We start from the raw sequence: 16,668 nt of genomic DNA, 5'->3' as shown, positions 1-16,668 counted from the left end.
CCCAATTCATGACTTACCTCCGCGCGCAGAATCAAAAACAATCATGACGATCCAAATTATAACGCCGATCAAAATAGAGGTTCGCCCGCCGTCCAGGCCCGCGATCACGTCGCCATCATTTGCCAAGCTCAGATATAAGCTGCATGCCCATGCTGTGAAGCCTGCCCAGATGGCGACATTGGTGACTTGAGCCAAGTGGTCTGCCCAGCGATCAAAAGAAATACGCCTGGCAGTGGCGCTGCTTGGGCCAGGAAGCTCCTTTGCCATCATGCCCAGCGATGCGCCACCGATAGTGGGGCCGATAAAAGCGATCGCATCGGCGTTCTGCAAGCTGACTCTCAGCAGCAATTCGAAAATGGCCATCAGCCACGGAAATATCCATGTAAGAATTCGAAGTTCCATGATCTCTGCCGGGAAGTGGAAGTGGCTAATGTAGCCCTCTGATGCAAAGGCGGCTTGATTTAGGTTGCAGTAGAATCGGATAACATCCCGAATGGACAGAACATGCAAAAGATTGATTTCGTAGCGTTGATGCAGTTGGCGAAGGCGTCCGCCGCAATAGGCTTGCCTTGTAGCTGCAACCAGACATCGCTTGTGGCGTGGCAGGCGTTGCCGATGACCTTGGAGTTGGACCGGTTCGAGGACGTCGGGACGTTGATGGACGATCCCTATGAGGAACCCACCTTCGTCGAATTCCATCCTGGCGATACGCGCTACGAAAGCGCGGATGCGCCCATCGCGCCGCGCTACTATCCGTACAACCGCTGCACGGTGTCGCGTTGCATGAATTGCGGCCGCAACTATCTGCGCTACAACGAGGCCGGCGGCTATTTCACCGAGCTGCGGATTCGTGCCTTGCAGCCGGATTTGTTGGTGGACGCGGCGAGCCCGTAAGCCATCTAGGGTGGATCAGGCGGGACGCCGTACTCGGCCGCGCAGGCGCCGCCGGTTGCGCATGCATGGCCGATTACGCTGCGCTAATCCGCCCTACGTGATTTAGATGATGCTTGAGTTGGCGGTGGGGTGGTTTACGCCACGTCCGGTGCGAACAGCTTGTCGTAGGCCGCCAGCAGGCTTTGGTGCACGGCGCTGCCTTCGAAGTTCGGCCCCAGCGTCTCCAGGCCGAAGAAGCGTTCGGAACCGTCGAGCAGGGCCTCGGCCATCGCCAGGGTCTCGGCGCCGTACAGCAGTTCCAGCGCGCGGCGGAAGTTCTCCGGCTCGTCCAGCCGGACGATGCTCTCGATGCAGCGGTACACCAGCCGGCGCGGCTTGGCCAGGTCGCCGTAGTGGTGGATCCAGTTGCAGCCTTCCAGCACCGCCTCCTCGTCGCCCACCACCAGCGCCAGCAAGGTTTTGAATTCGCCCACGCGCACCTGTTGCCACGGCGTGCCGGCCGCGACCGCCAGGCCGAGCAGTTCCCACAGCGGCCGCTCGTCGTCCAGGTTCGAGGTCTGCAGCTCGACCAGCAGGCTGGCGCACTCCTGCACGCTCAGCTCTTGCAGGCGCACCAGCAGCGGCCGCAGCGTGTTGCCGACGCTGTCGTTCTCCCACTCCAGGTCCTCGACCGGATAGACCTCCGAGAAGCCCGGCACCACGATGCGGCAGGTGTGGACGCCTTGTCCGTCGAAGTCGGCCACGTAGATATCCTTGCCCTCGGCGTGCAGCGCCTCGACCAGCCACTGGTAGTCCTCCTCCGTGGTGGCGCTGAAGTTCCAGTCGACGAAAGGATAGTCCGACGTGTCGCTCAGGAATTCCCACGCGACCACGCCGCGCCCATCGGCCAGGTGGGCCTCCCGGTTGGCGAAGGAGTCGATCTCGCTGGCGTCGAAGCTCGGCTGCGGATAGCCTTCGAGGGCGTCGAGCGAGCGCTCTTGCGGCAGCCCGGCCAGCGCCCGCTCCAGCGCGATCGCCAGGCGCGGATGGGCGCCGAAGCTGGAGACCACCCCCTGGTCGCCCGGATGGATCAGCGTGACGTTCATGACGGGGTACTTGCCGCCGAGCGAGGCGTCCTTGACCAGCACGCCGAAACCGGCCGCGCGCAGCCGGGCGACGCCGGCCTCGACGGCGGGGAAGCGGGCGATGACGTCGTCCGGCACCTCCGGCAGACACATGCCCTCGGCGACGATCCGGTATTTGATTGCCCGTTCGAAGATCTCCGACAGCGCGTGCACGCGCGCCTCGTTGACGGTGTTGCCGGCGGCTATGCCGTTGCCGGCGTACAGGTTGCCGATGATGTTGACCGGGATGTAGGCGGTGGCGCCGTCGCGCAGGCGCCGGTAGGGCAGGGCGCAGATGCCGCGCCCGGCGTTGCCGGAGTTGAGGTCGACCAGCACGCCGGCGTCGATGTCGCCCTGCGGATTGTAGAAGGCGTGCAGCTCCGGGTCGAGCATTTCGGACGGCCACGAACCGTCGGCCGCCGCCGCGAACCATCTCTCGCCCGGATAGTGGACGACCGGCGCGTCGGCGCGCCGCGCGCCCAGGTGGAAGCGGCTCCAGAAATCATGGGTGCCCAGGCGCTCGGCGAACGCGCCGTAGGCGCCGGCGCGCGCGGCCAGCTCGGTCGCGCCCTTGCCATTCGCGGACAGCAGCGGGCAGTCGTCGTCGTTCAACCGGATCGACCAGATGCCGTCGACCTCGTGCGTCGGCGGCGATTCGGTCAGCCGGAAGCCCCGCTCGGCCAGCTTGGCCCGCATGGTGGCGATGGTGGTTTCGAGGGCGGCGTCTTTGCCGGGGATGTGGGTTTCAGTAGTCATCGAGCGATCTCGGAAGGAAGGGGCGGACGGCGCGCGAACTCATACCGCGCCGGCGAGGCTGAATGCTGGCTTCAGCTTACCACCGTCGGGGCCGCGACGTCGCAAATGCGCTATCATGCCGCCTTTCGCAGATTCACTCAGGCATCAATGACATTACCTCCGGGCAAGGCCCCGCGCGGCGCGCGCCACTCCCGGTTCCGGCGCTACACCGAAACGGTCATGAACGCCGCGTTGCTGGGCGGACTGGTGGCGTCGTTGAGCTACCGCCTCGGCCTGCACGGGCGCCTCGGCGTGACGCGTTACAGCGTGGCGCTGGCGCCCGAACGCCGCCTGCCGCGGCCGCTCACGATTGCCTTCGCCTCCGACTTCCACGCCGGTCCGCCGACCCACGCCGGCCTTTTCGACGAGCTGTTCGCGCGCCTCGACGCCGAGCGGCCCGACCTGCTGCTGCTGGGCGGCGACTACGTCCACGGACCGGCGCGCTACGCGGAGGCGCTATGCGCGGGACTGGCGGCTTGCCGGCCGCCGCTGGGCAAGCTGGCCGTGTTCGGCAACCACGACCTGATCACCGACCACGACCTCATCGAGCGCATGTTCGCGCGCGCCGGCGTGCGCATGCTGGTCAACCGCGCGCTCGCGCTGCCGGCGCCGTTCGACGGCGTGTCGGTGTGCGGCATGGACGACCCGTGGACCGGCGCGCCCGACGGCCACGCCACCTTCGCCGGCGCCGGCCCCACGCGGGTGCTGTTGATGCACGCGCCGGACGGCCTGCTGCGCCTGGACGGCCACCGTTTCGACGTCGGTTTCGCCGGCCACACCCACGGTGGGCAAATCGCCACCGGCGACGGCACGCCGCTGGTGATGCCGCGCGGGCCGCTGTCGCGTCCCTTTCATTATGGGCGCTTCCCGTTACCCGGCAACGGCGAGCTGATCGTCAGTCGCGGCGTGGGTTGCAGCGGCATCCCGGTGCGCATCAACGCCGATCCGGAACTGGTGATTTGCACTGTGCAATAATCTGTTGTATGAACAAGCCGATCCCCACCATATTGCTCACGCCCGAAGATCCCGGCGCCGCCGACTGCGTGGCGTTGATGGCGGAGTTGTCGACGGTGCTCGAGGAGATCACCGGCAGCAGCGGCAAGGCCTCGTTCGACGCCGACGACGTGCGCGGCCCGATGGCGTGTTTCGTCGTCGCGCGCGACGCCGCCGGCGTGGCCCAGGGGTGTGGCGCGTTCCGGCCGCTGGAGCCGGGCGTGGCCGAGATCAAGCGCATGTACGCGCGCCGCCACAGCAGCGGCATCGGCAGCGCCGTGCTGACCTACCTGGAGCGCGAGGCGGCGGCGCTGGGTTACCAGGCGATCTGGCTCGAGACGCGGCTGGTGAACCGCCGCGCCGTCGATTTCTATTCGGCGCGCGGCTACGTGCGCATGCCCAACTACGGCAAATACATCGGCAATCCGTTGGCAGTTTGCTTCGAGAAACAACTGCCCGGAGCCTAGCATCGCCGGCTTAGGCGCGCCTTAGATGTAAGCCTCCTCTTACAAGCGAAGGCTCCCGGCGCCGCTTCCGCGCGGGCGCGATCGGCTCCAGAATATGGCCTGTTTCATCAAAGGCTAGAAAAACCATGCGTATCATCGATCAGCGTTACCTCTCCAGCGACAACCGCTATTCCACCCAACCTTGCCTGCTCAGCATTCTGGAAGTCGACGACGCGTCGGCCACCCCGGCCGCGCTGGCGTCGCTCGACCAGCGTTTGCTGGCGATGCTGCCCGGCGTGCGCAGCCATGCCGGCCTGGTCGGCATGCGCGGCGACGACGTGCCGCAGATCGTGCGGGTGGTGCAGCAGGTGGCGTTGGAATTGCGCCGCCTGGCGCTCAATGAAGTGACGGTGGGTTTCGTCGGCGTGGTGCCGCGCATGCAGGGCCGCTACCGGTTGGTGTTGCCTTACGCGGCCAAGAACGCCGCCGCGCCGGCGCTGCGCATCGCCACCCAAATGGTCAGCGCCTTGCGCGCCGGCCGCGCCTTTAACCTGCCGGCCGCCGTGGCCCGGCTGCGCGCGCTGGCCGACCGCCGTTTGACGGCCCGTCCGGCGGTGGCGGCCTGATTTGTGGTGTTAGCGGCGGCGCATAGATGGCGGATTACGGCGGTCCGCCTAATCCGCCCTACGTGTCTCCACGAGGAATATTGAAGGTTATATGCCGCAGATACACGTAGGGCGGATTAGCGTAGCGTAATCCGCCATCTGTGAGCCGTCGGCGACGCGTCCATCGACCGACTACGGCGTTCCGCCCAACTCGATCTCCATCCCCTCGTACGCCAGCACCACCTTCAGCCCGCCAAGCAGCGACGCGTGACGCGCCATCACGTCGGCGAACACCGCCTCCAGCTCGTCGTCGCCACGGGTCGGCTCGTGATGGGTGCAATACAAGGTGCCGGCGCCGGTGCGCAGCGCCAGCGCCAGCGCCGAGTCGAACGTGCCATGTCCCCACCCGCGCTTGGCGGGATACTCTTCCCGCGTATACGAACAATCGACGATCAGCGCGTCGACGCCCATCGCCATGGCGTCGATGGCGGCGCTGCGTTCGCGCATCCAGCGCTCGTAGGCCGCGTGCTCCGGGTGGCCGGCCGCATGGATATTGTAAAAAGGTTCATGGTCGCCGGTGAAAAACAGCGACTTGCCGTGGCAATCGATGCGGTACCCCAGGTCGGTCACCGGATGGTTCATCACCACATTGTTGACGGTGGCGTCGCCCACCCGGATCGCCTCGCCCACCGTCAGCGTATGGTATTCGATGGTGGCGTCCATCTGTGTTTCGCTGACCGGGAAATAACTATTTTGTAACTGCACGCCCATCACGTGCTCGATGCCGTTGCCGGTGACGGGGTCGGTGACCCCGTGCAGGCGCACGCGGCTGTCGCGCACGAACAGCGGCGTGAAGAACGGCAGCCCGTGGATATGGTCCCAGTGGCTGTGCGTGATAAAGATGTTGGCGTGGATGGGCGCGGTTTTGTTCTGGATCAGGGATTGCGCCAGCGAGAACAGGCCGGTGCCGCCGTCGATGATGATCAAGGTGTCGTCGTCGGTGCGCACTTCGATGCAGGTGGTGTTGCCGCCGTAGCGCGCGGTGCGCGGCCCGGGCGAGGGGATGGAGCCGCGGACTCCCCAAAATCTGAATTTCATGCTCTATCCCTAGTGATTTTTTTGTAATTTCCACCGGTGCCGGCGTTTTTTTTTGGCCTCGCCACCACGGCCGATGATAGCTTTTTTTTCCGGCCCGAGGGTATAACAGAACAAGAAACAGCTCGGGAAAGCGGGAATTTTGCCGCACTGCACATTTCTCCATATACAACAGCTTGCACTGCGGCTACACTCGACACTGCGTCGATGCCAGTCACTTCCCTTAAACGGTAACAAAAAAACAATCATGCAAGAGTTGAATCAAACGCAGATTGCCCAGCGTCTCGACCAGTTGACGGAACTCAGCGTTGAGCTGGGCGGCACCCACGACACCGATTCCCTGCTGGAGCGGATACTGATCGTCGCCAAAAGCATGACCAACGCCGACGGCGGCACCCTGTACCGGCCCAGTGCGGACAAGCGCTCGCTGGAATTCAATATCCTGTGGAACGACACGCTGGGCATGCGCCAGGGCGGCACCAACGGCGAGCCGGTCAGCGCGCCGTCGATTCCGCTGTACGAGGCCGGCGGCGACCGCAACCTGTCGTCGGTGGCGGCGTACGCGGCCCATTTCGGCCAGTCGGTCAACATCGAGGACGTCTACAAGGCCGACGTCTTCAACTTCTCCGGCATGGTCGCTTTCGACCGCCAGCGCCACTACCATTCGCAATCGTTCCTGACAGTGCCGATGAGCGACCACGAAGGCGAACTGGTCGGCGTGCTGCAATTGATCAACGCCATCGACGCCGAGAGCGGCGCCATCCGCGCCTTCTCGTCCACCGACCAGCGCTTCATCGAGGCGCTGGCCGCGCAGGCGGCCGTGGCGCTGACGCACCAGCGCCTGATCCGCCAGCTCGAGGAACTGCTCGAATCGCTGGTCAACCTGATCAACATCGGCATCGACGAGAAGTCGCCCTACACCGGGCGCCATTGCCAGTTCGTGCCGGAGTTGACGATGATGCTGGCCGAGGCGGTGCATGCCACCGAGACCGGCCCGATGGCCGGCTTCCGCATGACCGACGCCGACCGCAAGGAATTGTGGCTGGCCGGCCTGCTGCACGATTGCGGCAAGATCACCACCCCGGTGCACGTGGTCGACAAGGCCACCAAGCTCGAGACGATCAGCGACCGCATCAACACCATCGACACCCGCTTCGAGGTGCTGCTGCGCGACGCCGAAATCGCCGCGCTCAAGCAGAAGCTGGCCGCCGGGGGCGACCCCGTCCGGCTGGCCGCGATCGACGCCGAGCTGGCGCGCCGCCAGGCCGACCTGCGCGAGGAGCGCGACTTCATCCGCTTCGCCAACGTCGGCGCCGAGGCCATGTCGGCCGAGCACCAGCAGCGCGTGCGGGGGATCGCCGCGCGCCGCTGGACCGGGCCGGACGGCGACGAGCGCGACTTCCTCGACGCCGACGAGGTGATGAACCTGACCATCCGCTTCGGCACGCTGACCGAGGCCGAGCGCAAGATCATCAACAACCACATCGTGGTGACGATCCGCATGCTCGAGGCGCTGCCGTGGCCCAAGCACCTCAAGAACGTGCCGGAATACGCCGGCGGCCACCACGAGCGCATGGACGGCAAGGGCTATCCGCGCGGCCTGACCGGCGACCAGATGTCGGTGCAGGCGCGGCTGATGGCCATCGCCGACATCTTCGAGGCGCTCACGGCCCAGGACCGTCCGTACAAGAAGGGCAAGATGCTGTCGGAATCGCTGCGCATCCTCGGCCAGTTCTCGCTCAACGGCCACATCGATCCGGACCTGTTCGACATTTTCATCCGCAGCAAGATCTATCTGGAATTCGCCCGCAAGAACATGGACGAGAAGCAGATCGACGTCATCGACGAATCGCGGATACCCGGCTATACGCCGTAAGGAGCGACCTTGGCACAGTGGCGCCGTTGGGCCAAAACGCTGCTCAAGTCCGGCCCGCGCTGGCTGCTGGGCATGCTCGTCACCGCGCTCGGGGCGGCCTATGCGCTGGGTTTCTACGACAACGGCACCGTCGCCCGGCTCGACAGCCTGATCGCCGGCGAGCGCATGAAATTGCAGGCGCCGGTGCTCGATCCGCGCATCGTCATCGTCGACATCGACGGCAAGGCGCTGACCGAATTCGGCCGCTTCCCGTGGAGCCGCGACATCCAGGCGCGGCTGGTCTCGCAGCTGACCCGCCACTACCGGGTGGGCGCGGTCGGTTACGATATCTCCTTTCCCGAGCCGGACACCAGTTCCGGCTACGGCGTGCTTGAGCGGCTCTCGGCCGGCGAACTGAAGGACGTGCCGGCGCTGCGCGAACGGCTCGAACAACTGCGCCCGGCGATGGACTACGACGGCCTGTTCGCCGCCGCGCTGCAAGGCCAGCCGGTGGTGCTCGGCTTTAATCTGTCGCCGGACCAGGTCAAGGGCGCGCTGCCGGCGCCGCTGTTCAGCGAACAGGATTTGAACGGCCGCGAATTGCTGGCCTATTCGGCCGACGGCTACGAGGCCAACGTCGCGCCGCTGGCGCGCGCGGCCGCCGGCGCCGGCAGCTTCTCGGTGGTCACCGATCCGGACGGCATCGTCCGCACCGCCGGCCTGATCCAGCAGGTCGGCGCCGATTACTACCCGTCGCTGTCGCTGGCCACGGCCGCCGTGTACCTGAAGGCGCGCGCCATCAAACCCTACCTCGACCGCTCGGTCGACCGCATGTCGCAAAGCCAGCAGGACAGCGGGGGCTACGATTTCCTGTCGCTGTTCCTGCCCGGCGGCCAGCGCCTGATCCCGGTGGGCGAGGCGATGACGACGGTGATCCAGTTTCGCGGCAACGGCGGGCCGCGCGGCGGCGCCTTCCGCTACGTGTCGGCGGCCGACGTGCTGACCGGACGCGCCCCGGCCGCCCTGCTCAACGGTGCGGTGGTGCTGATCGGCACCACCGCGCCGGGCTTGGTCGACCTGCGCGCCACGCCCGTCAACCCCGAATTCCCCGGTGTCGAGATCCACGCCAACATCATCAAGTCCATCCTCGACGACAATTTCAAGGCGCGTCCGGACACCGCGATCGCCGTCGAGGCGGGGCTGATCCTGCTGGCCGGCTTGTTGCTGACGTTCGCGCTGCCGGCGCTGGCGCCGCTGCAGGCCATCCTGCTGGGCGCGGCGGCGCTGGGCGCCAGCGTCGCCTTCAACTACTACCTGTACAGCGAGCGCGACCTGCTGTTCCAGCTGGCGATGCAGCTGATCGTCATCGCCGCCATCTTCGTGTTCAACGTGGCCTGGGGTTATTTTTTCGAGGTGCGCAAGGGCAGGGCGCTGGTGTCGCGCTTCGGCGAATACGTCGCCCCCGAGCTGGTGGCCGAGATGGCCGCCAATCCCGAGCAATACCATATGGACGGCGAAAGCCGCGAGCTGACGGTGCTGTTCGTCGACGTGCGCGGCTTCACCACCATCTCCGAGGGCCTGACGCCGAAGGCGCTGCGCGAATACATCAACCTGTACCTGACGGCGATGTCGGAGGACATCCGCGACAGCCACCGGGGCACGCTCGATAAATACATCGGCGACGCCGTCATGGCGTTCTGGGGCGCGCCGGTGGCCTTCGCCGACCACGCCAGCCGCGCCGTCGCCACCTCGCTGCTGATGCAGGCCAGCGCGCAACGCCTCAACGACGATTTCATCGCGCGCGGCTGGCCGCCGCTGAAGATCGGCATCGGCCTGAACACCGGCCTGATGCACGTGGGCGACATGGGTTCCAAGATCCGCCGCGCCTACACCGTCATGGGCGACGCGGTCAACCTCGGCGCCCGGCTCGAGGGCATCACCAAGGTCTACGGCGTCGGCATCGCCGTCGGCGCGGCCACGCGCGCGGCGGCGCCGGAATTCGCCTACCGCGAGCTGGACCTGGTGCGGGTCAAGGGCAAGCGCGAGCCGGTCGCCATCTTCGAGCCGCTGGCGCCGGCGAGCGCGCTGGACGCGGCCACCGCCGAAAGGCTGGCGCGCTGGCACGAGGCGCTGGCCGCCGTGCGGGCGCAACAGTGGGATAGAGCCATGTCAATAATTTCCCAATTGCATGATTTATCCTCGGACGACCGCCTGTATTCCTTATACACTGAACGCATCGCCTACTACCGGGCCCATCCGCCGGGCCCCGACTGGGACGGCGTCACGACGTTCGACACCAAATAGTGCTTAATATAGCGCCAATATAGTGCTGAATATGCAATTGTGATCGTTTGCAATGACGGTGTGGGCGCATAGGCCCGGCGCGCCACAGAAAGCGAGAAATACATGCTTATTTGCAAAAAAAAGCTGGCGCCCGCCCCGAATCCGACTACACTTCAATTAATATTTGTTTCCCGTTGGATATATCTCGACGGGCTCCGCATGCCCCATCCATAGCGTATCCGCCCATGGCGCCGTCACCGGCGCGGTGGGATGACGACCAGCCCCGATAGAGGATGTCTTCATGACCGCAGATCTTGATTGCCAACGCCAACTTCCCCACGCTGGCGCGCCGCTGCGGCGCAAGCTGCTGTCCGTGCTGGTGGCCGCCTGCTACGGCGCCGCTGTTCACGTTCAGGCCGCCCCCGTCAACCCGACCGTGGTGGCGGGCCAGGCCAGCTTCAATTTCCAGGGCAAGACGTATTCCATCACCAATACGCCCAACGCCATCATCAATTGGCAGGGCTTTTCGCTCGGCGCCGATGAAGTGGCGCGTTTCATCCAGCAGAGCGCCGACAGCAAGGTCCTGAACCGCATCACCGGCCAGGACCCCAGCCGCATCCTCGGCTCGCTGCAGTCGAACGGCAAGGTGTTCCTGATCAACCCCAACGGCGTGCTGTTCGGCGCCGGCTCGCGGGTCGACGTCAACGGCCTGGTGGCCTCCAGCCTGGCGATCTCCAACGCCGATTTCCTGGCCGGTAAAAACAACTTCGCCGGCGCCGCCAACGCGGGCAAGGTCGTCAACCAGGGCACGCTCGCCACACCCAATGGCGGACAGATTTTCCTGATCGCGCCGGCGGTGGAAAACAGCGGCATCATCTCGTCACCGAACGGTGACGTGGTGCTGGCGGCGGGCCACAGCGTGCAATTGTTCGATGCGCGCGATCCCAACGTGCAGGTGGTGGTGTCATCGCCGGCCGACCAGGCGCTCAACCTGGGCGGCATCGTCGCCCAGGGTGGGCGCGTCGGCGTCTACGGCGCGCTGGTCAACCAGCGCGGCACCATCAACGCCGACAGCGCCGTCATGGGCGCCAACGGCAAGATCATCCTCAAGTCCAGCCGCACCACCTTGCTGGAGGCGGGCAGCAGCACCAGCGCGCGCGGCACGGCCGTCGGCAACCTCAATACCGGCGGCGACATCGTGCTGCTGGGCGCGCAGGTCGGCCTGACCGGCAACGCCGTGGTCGACGCCAGCGGCGGCGCCGGCGGCGGCACGGTGCTGGTCGGCGGCGACTACCAGGGAAAGAATACGGCGCTGCCGAACGCGCAGCAGACCCATGTCGGCAGGGACAGCGTGATCAGGGCCGACGCCACCGGCCTGGGCGACGGCGGCAAGGTCATCGTCTGGAGCGACCGGGCGACGCAGGTGTTCGGCGCCATTTCCGCGCGCGGCGGCGCGGCCGGCGGCAACGGCGGCTTGGTCGAAACGTCCGGCCATTATCTGGACATGCAAGGCAGGGTCGACACGCGCGCGCCGCTGGGCGCGACCGGCACCCTGCTGCTGGATCCGAGCGACATCTACATCGCCAGCGACAGCGGCACCGCCACGGCCGCCGGCATGACGGCCGGCGCTACGCCGCCGAACAACAACGGCGTGTTCCTCGAAACGACCGCCGTCGCCGATTCGCTGCTGCTGACCAGTACCTTGCAGAACGCGCTGGCGACCACGGATGTCACCGTCACCACCGGCAACAGCGCCGGCACCGGCAGCGGCAAGATCAGCGTGCTCAGCCCCGTTAGCTGGCTCTCCACCCACAGCCTGACGCTAAACGCCAACGCCGGTATCGAATTGAAGGCGTCGATCGACGGCGCCAACGCGCCGCTGCATCTGAACGCGGGCGGCGCCATCGTCCAGACCACCAGTCCCATCGACGGCCTGCACGCGGCCAGCCTGAACGCCGTGGCCGCCGGCAATATCGTCCTGGATAACATCGGCAACACGATCACCGGCGTGAGCAGGCTGGCTTCCACCGGCGGCAGCGCGTCGCTGACGGCCGACAGCGTCAATCTCGGTCCCAGTTCGGTGGCGAGCACCGGCACCTTGTCGGTGACGGCGGCCGGCGGCGACATCACGCTCGGCCAGCAGCTGTCGATTTCCGGCGGCCTGACCCTGAACGCCGCGAACAATATCAGCGCGCCGAACGCCGTTAGCGTCGCCGGCACCTTCACGCTCGGTGGCGGCAACTGGTCGCAGACCGGCGCCTTGCCGCACTTTTCAGCGGCCGATTTCCGGCTGGAGGGCGGCAGCTTCGTGCGCGCGACCGGCGGCGACGGCAGCGCGGCCACGCCGTATCTGCTCGACGACATCTACGGATTGCAAGGCGCCGGCGGCCTGCCGGCGTCCACATGGTTCAGCCTGAACAAGGACATCGACGCCAGCGGCACCGTCGGCTGGAACGCGGGCCAGGGCTTCGCGCCGCTCGCCAACACCGATTATCCGTATGCCGGCACGTTCAACGGCAACGGTTACAAGATCAGCGGCCTGACCATCGAGCGCGCCGGCTCCAACAACGTCGGCCTGTTTGCGCTGCTGGGCGGCGGCACCATCAAAAACCTCAACCTGAGCGATGGCACCGTGCGCGGCAACGCCAACGTCGGCGGCGTGGTCGGCAGCGCGCTCGCCGGCGCCGGCGGCGTCGTCGACAACGTCAAGTCTTCCGCCGGCGTCACCGGCGTGTCCAACGTGGGCGGCCTGGTGGGCGACAACGGCGCGGCGATCACCAACGCCAGCGCCGGCGGCGCCGTCACCGGCGTGGCCGGCGCCAACGCCGCCAATATCGGCGGCCTGGCCGGGCGCAACCTGGGCAGCATCAGCGCCTCGTCCGCCAGCGGCGATGTCAATTCGACCGGCTTCGGCTATGTGGGCGGACTGGTCGGCAGCAACGCCAACGACGGCTCCCATGTCGGCGCCATCACCACCTCCCACGCCGGCGGCAACGTGACCTCGACCGGCGAGATCGTCGGCGGCCTGGTGGGCGACAACAACGGCGGCGTCATCGGCATCGCCTATGCCACCGGCGACGTCCAGGGTGGACGCAACGTCGGCGGCCTGGCCGGGCGCAACAACGTCCTCAACAATCAAGGCGGCTCCATCGCCAACGTCTACGCCAGCGGCGACGTCAGCGGCAATCTGCTGGACTTCAACCTGAACCACGCCAACATGGGCGGGCTGATCGGCGAACTTTTCTCGGGCACGGTCAGCAACAGCTACAGCGGCGGCGCCGTCAACGGCCAACTGTTTTCCGGCGGTGTCGGCGCCATGGTCGGCACGGTGGGCACGGGCACCATCGGCAACGGCTACTTCAACGCCGATGCCGCCGGCAGCGCCTACGACATCGCCGGCACGGGGCTGACCGACAAGCAGAGTCAGCAACAGTCGAGCTACGCCGGCTTCGACTTTTCCACCGTCTGGCGCAACTATGACGGCCACACCGCGCCGCTGTTGAAAAGCTTCCTGACGTCGAAGACGATCGTCGTCAGCGGCGGCGGCAACGGCGTCACCAAGACCTACGACGGCGCCTCCGCCGCGTTCACCGGCAGCGCCACCGGCGTGGTCGCGGGCATCAACGGCACCGTCGGTTACGACGGCGCTGTCAATGTCGGCACCTACGATGTCGGCGGCTTGTGGTCGACCCGATACGACATCAGCTACACCGGCACCAGCGCGCGGCTGGTCATCCAGCCGCGCACGGTCACGGCCACCGTCACCGGCACCAAGACCTATGACGGCGTCGCCTACATGGAGCAGCCGGCGACCTATACCTTCAGCAACCTGGTCGGCGGCGACACCCTGGGCGTCTCCGGGCTGGTCAGCTTCAGCGACAAGAACGCCGGCGTCGGCAAGGCGATGAGCGTGGCCAACGCCACCCTCACCAACAATGACTTCGGCAATTACGTGCTGGGCGGCGCCGTCGGCGGCAGCGGCAGCATCACCAAGGCGTCGCTGGCGCTGTCGGGCTTGAGCGCCGTGTCGCGCCAGTACGACGGCACCATCGTGGCCCAGCTCGGCGGCAGCGCGTCGGTGGCCGGTTTCAACGGCGACGACGTGGCGCTGGCCGGCGTGGTCGGCGGGACCGCGACCTTCAGCAACAAGAACGTCGGCACCGGCAAGCTGGTCACGGTCGGCATCGGCGGCCTGAGCCTGACCGGCGCCGACGCCGCCAACTACGTGCTGGTCTCGCCGTCGGACTTGAGCGCCGACATCACGCCGGCCACGCTGACGGTGACCGGCCTGACGGCCAACCACCGCGTCTACAACCTCGACTACGACAGCACGACGGCGTCCTACGGCCGCCGCGCCACCTTGAGCAACGGCACGCTGGGCGGCGTGATCGGCAACGATCAGGTCGCCATCGGCGGCGCCAGCGCCAGCTTCGCCGACAAGAACGCCGGCACCGCCAAGAGCGTGACCGTCAACGGCATCGCCTTGAGCGGCGCCGACAGCGGCAACTATGTGGTGGGCAACCTGCCGACCGGGCTGACGGCCGATATCACGCCGGCCGCGCTGACGGTGTCGCTGGCCGCGCGCGACTACAACAACAGCGCCGCCGCCACGCTGGCCGGCGCCACCTTGAACGGCGTGCTGGGCATCGCCGGCGGCGCCACCGACTCGGTGTCGCTGGCGGCCAACGGCGCCACCGCGACCTACGCCGACAAGAACGCCGGCGTCGACAAGGCGGTCGCCGTGGGCGGCGTTGGCTTGTCCGGCGCCGACGCCGGCAATTACACCGTGGCGGCCGCCAAGGGCACAATCACGCCGCGCGCGCTGGCGACCTGGACGGCGACCGGCGGCGGTGCGTGGAGCGACGCCGCCAACTGGCAGGACGGTGTGGCGCCGTCGGCCGCCAACGTGCTGGCGGCGGCGCTCAACAACGCCGGCGGCATCGTCACCTACGACAGCGGCGCCGGCGCCACCACGCTGACGTCGCTGCGCGCGAACGCGCAGGGCGTGAGCCTGACCGGCGGCGCGCTGACCCTGACCGGCACCGGCGCCGACGCCTCCTACGCCAACGGTGGCGGCCTGACGCTGGGCGGCGGCGCGCTGGTGCTCAACGGCCATATGCAGATCAGCAATCTGGTGTTGAGCGGCGGCGTGCTGTCCGGCACCGGCGCCGCCACCCAACTGGGCATCGCCGCACTGGCGCAGAGCGGCGGGGCCATCGATATCGACGGCACGCTCACCGTGGGCAACGGCGGCAATATCGCCATCGGCAACGCGCGCGCCAAGGCCGGCATCACGCTCAACGCCGCGCAGGGCGGGATCACCCAGACCGGCGCGCTGGTGACCGACAGCCTGCATGCATTCGCGGCCAACGGCATCGCCTTGACCGACGCCGGCAATCATGTCGGCGCCTTCGAAGCGATCGTCAACGGCGGCGGCAATATCGCGCTCAACAACACCGTGTCCGGCGGCGAGCTGGCGCTGGGCACCATGAGCACCAGCGGCAACATCATCATCGACAACACCGGCGGCATCCACACCACCGGCGACATCGCCGGCGGCCTGGTGTCGATCACCGCGCACAGCCCGATCACGGTCAACAACGAGATCAGTGCCGCGACCATCCTGCTCGACGCCAGCAGCGACATCATATTGTCCAAGCATTCGGAGTTGAACGCCGGCGCGGCGATCGGCCTGACCGCCGGCAGCAACATCCGGTTGGGCGGCAAGTTGAGGGTGCCGTCGAGCGGCCGCATCGCCGCCACCGCCGCCACCGGCGACATCACGTCGCTGGCCGGCACCACCATCAACAGCGGCGGCGGACCGGTGACCTTGACCACCCTGCAAGGCTCGATCGACGTGCGTTCCAGCATATTGATCGGCCAGACCACGGCCACGCTGAACGACGGTGCCGCCGACGCGGCCGCCAAGGCCGCCGCCGATGCCGCCGCCAAAGCGGCAGCCGATGCCGCCGCCAAGGCCGCCGCCGATGCCGCCGCCAAAGCGGCAGCCGATGCCGCCGCCAAAGCGGCAGCCGATGCCGCCGCCAAGGCCGCCGCCGACGCCGCCACCCAGGCGGCAGCCGATGCTGCCGCCAAGGCCGCCGCCGACGCTGCCGCCAAAGCGGCCGCGGACGCCGCCGCCAAGGCCGCGGCCGACGCGGCAGTCAAAGCGGCGGCCGACGCCGCCGCCAAGGCCGCAGCCGACGCCGCCGCCAAGGCCGCAGCCGACGCGGCAGCCAAAGCAGCGGCGGACGCCGCCGCCAAGGCTGCCGCCGAAGCCGTCGCCGTGGTGGCGACGACGCAGGGCCGTCCAAGCGAACCGGTGGGGCAGGCGCTCAACGCCACGGTCAATGTGATCAACACCGCCACGGCGACCACCTCCCAGCTCGGCGACGCCGGGCGGAACGAAACCAAGCCATCGAAAACCCAAAACGGCGGCACCGCGCCCGACCAGGACAAGGAGCTTGCCGTCCGGGACGGCGGCGGCCCCACGGCCGGCGAGAAGATCGGCATAGCCAAGAAAATGTATTGCAATTAAGGCGGACCGAAATCCAACACCCGCGACGGTGATTTAACAGTTGATACTTGCAATCGGGCAT

General features: G+C 67.1%; 10 protein-coding genes. 7 read left to right on the top strand and 3 right to left on the bottom strand.

What is annotated here, in order from left to right; genetic code table 11:
* Window positions 1–6: 6 nt before the first annotated feature.
* The gene (locus AC07P1_RS02855) at window positions 7–402 is read right to left on the bottom strand and encodes a hypothetical protein (RefSeq protein WP_494694410.1); all 396 of its coding nucleotides are present in this window, start codon (window positions 400–402) and stop codon (window positions 7–9) included.
* Window positions 403–504: 102 nt separating this feature from the next.
* On the opposite strand from AC07P1_RS02855, the gene AC07P1_RS02850 reads away from it, so the two are divergent.
* Window positions 505–894 (top strand): hypothetical protein, encoded by a 390-nt coding sequence (locus AC07P1_RS02850; RefSeq protein ID WP_494694409.1) that lies wholly within the window; start codon window positions 505–507, stop codon window positions 892–894.
* Between the two features lie 134 nt (window positions 895–1,028).
* On the opposite strand, the gene ycaO is transcribed toward AC07P1_RS02850, so the two are convergent.
* On the bottom strand, window positions 1,029–2,753 hold the full coding sequence (gene ycaO / locus AC07P1_RS02845; protein WP_494694408.1) for a 30S ribosomal protein S12 methylthiotransferase accessory factor YcaO: 1,725 nt from the start codon (window positions 2,751–2,753) through the stop codon (window positions 1,029–1,031).
* Window positions 2,754–2,900: 147 nt separating this feature from the next.
* On the opposite strand from ycaO, the gene AC07P1_RS02840 reads away from it, so the two are divergent.
* From AC07P1_RS02840 to AC07P1_RS02830, 3 genes are all read left to right on the top strand, one after another.
* Window positions 2,901–3,767 carry a metallophosphoesterase gene (locus AC07P1_RS02840; protein WP_494694407.1) on the top strand — a complete coding sequence of 289 codons (867 nt, stop codon included), beginning with the start codon at window positions 2,901–2,903 and terminating at the stop codon, window positions 3,765–3,767.
* Between the two features lie 8 nt (window positions 3,768–3,775).
* Window positions 3,776–4,252 (top strand): GNAT family N-acetyltransferase, encoded by a 477-nt coding sequence (locus AC07P1_RS02835; RefSeq protein WP_494694406.1) that lies wholly within the window; start codon window positions 3,776–3,778, stop codon window positions 4,250–4,252.
* A 125-nt stretch (window positions 4,253–4,377) separates the two neighbouring features.
* The gene (locus tag AC07P1_RS02830; RefSeq protein ID WP_494694405.1) at window positions 4,378–4,857 is read left to right on the top strand and encodes a cyanophycin synthetase family protein; all 480 of its coding nucleotides are present in this window, start codon (window positions 4,378–4,380) and stop codon (window positions 4,855–4,857) included.
* Between the two features lie 171 nt (window positions 4,858–5,028).
* On the opposite strand, the gene AC07P1_RS02825 is transcribed toward AC07P1_RS02830, so the two are convergent.
* On the bottom strand, window positions 5,029–5,934 hold the full coding sequence (locus tag AC07P1_RS02825) for an MBL fold metallo-hydrolase (protein ID WP_494694404.1): 906 nt from the start codon (window positions 5,932–5,934) through the stop codon (window positions 5,029–5,031).
* A 244-nt stretch (window positions 5,935–6,178) separates the two neighbouring features.
* Here AC07P1_RS02825 and AC07P1_RS02820 point away from each other — a divergent pair, with 244 nt between their 5' ends.
* The 3 genes from AC07P1_RS02820 to AC07P1_RS02810 all read left to right on the top strand — a co-directional run bounded on the left by AC07P1_RS02820 (window position 6,179) and on the right by AC07P1_RS02810 (window position 16,607).
* Window positions 6,179–7,807: an HD domain-containing phosphohydrolase gene (locus AC07P1_RS02820; RefSeq protein ID WP_494694403.1), complete on the top strand. Its 1,629-nt coding sequence runs from the start codon at window positions 6,179–6,181 to the stop codon at window positions 7,805–7,807.
* A 72-nt stretch (window positions 7,808–7,879) separates the two neighbouring features.
* Entirely contained in the window at window positions 7,880–10,090 is a 2,211-nt protein-coding gene (locus tag AC07P1_RS02815; RefSeq protein WP_494694788.1) for a CHASE2 domain-containing protein, read from the top strand.
* A gap of 280 nt (window positions 10,091–10,370) precedes the next feature.
* Window positions 10,371–16,607 (top strand): YDG domain-containing protein, encoded by a 6,237-nt coding sequence (locus tag AC07P1_RS02810; protein ID WP_494694402.1) that lies wholly within the window; start codon window positions 10,371–10,373, stop codon window positions 16,605–16,607.
* Window positions 16,608–16,668: the final 61 nt, after the last annotated feature.

This window comes from Duganella sp. GW821-FHT07F09, assembly GCF_059418705.1.
The sequence above is the reverse complement of the archived record's forward strand: the minus strand, read 5'-3'. Positions and strand labels throughout refer to the sequence as shown.

What these genes read in the sequence shown, in the direction of transcription:
- AC07P1_RS02855 (WP_494694410.1), bottom strand. Translation starts at nt 402, where the DNA reads ATGGAACTTCGAATTCTTACATGGATATTTCCGTGGCTGATGGCCATT.
- AC07P1_RS02850 (WP_494694409.1), top strand. Translation starts at nt 505, where the DNA reads ATGCAAAAGATTGATTTCGTAGCGTTGATGCAGTTGGCGAAGGCGTCC.
- ycaO (WP_494694408.1), bottom strand. Translation starts at nt 2,753, where the DNA reads ATGACTACTGAAACCCACATCCCCGGCAAAGACGCCGCCCTCGAAACC.
- AC07P1_RS02840 (WP_494694407.1), top strand. Translation starts at nt 2,901, where the DNA reads ATGACATTACCTCCGGGCAAGGCCCCGCGCGGCGCGCGCCACTCCCGG.
- AC07P1_RS02835 (WP_494694406.1), top strand. Translation starts at nt 3,776, where the DNA reads ATGAACAAGCCGATCCCCACCATATTGCTCACGCCCGAAGATCCCGGC.
- AC07P1_RS02830 (WP_494694405.1), top strand. Translation starts at nt 4,378, where the DNA reads ATGCGTATCATCGATCAGCGTTACCTCTCCAGCGACAACCGCTATTCC.
- AC07P1_RS02825 (WP_494694404.1), bottom strand. Translation starts at nt 5,934, where the DNA reads ATGAAATTCAGATTTTGGGGAGTCCGCGGCTCCATCCCCTCGCCCGGG.
- AC07P1_RS02820 (WP_494694403.1), top strand. Translation starts at nt 6,179, where the DNA reads ATGCAAGAGTTGAATCAAACGCAGATTGCCCAGCGTCTCGACCAGTTG.
- AC07P1_RS02815 (WP_494694788.1), top strand. Translation starts at nt 7,880, where the DNA reads ATGCTCGTCACCGCGCTCGGGGCGGCCTATGCGCTGGGTTTCTACGAC.
- AC07P1_RS02810 (WP_494694402.1), top strand. Translation starts at nt 10,371, where the DNA reads ATGACCGCAGATCTTGATTGCCAACGCCAACTTCCCCACGCTGGCGCG.